We start from the raw sequence: 278 nt of genomic DNA, 5'->3' as shown, positions 1-278 counted from the left end.
CGTCCAATACGGCTGAGAGGTCGTCTGAAATTGCCAGGGGGTGCGGAGATTTAGCTTGTGAAGCGGATTTTTGTGGCAAAAAATGGTAGATGCAAGGCAAAAAGCGCAGCAAGGTTGAACACCTTGCGAGCATTTTTAACGCAGCAGATGCCGTTTTTTTCCCAAAAACTCCGCCACAATGCTGAATCTCCGCAACCCCTGAGATACTGCCAATCAACACATCATCGCGAACCCGCGCCGTCTTCGCCTTGCCGCGCAGCCAATAAGCCATGTTCAGC

1 pseudogene is annotated in these 278 nt (G+C 51.4%); it reads right to left on the bottom strand.

Going from position 1 to position 278, the window contains the following annotated elements:
- Positions 1–278, bottom strand: a pseudogene (locus ACTHS3_RS17775) (phosphatase PAP2/dual specificity phosphatase family protein); the annotation flags it as partial.

Source organism: Neisseria sp. P0009.S007, from assembly GCF_051962515.1.
This window is presented reverse-complemented; position numbering and strand designations above follow the sequence as displayed.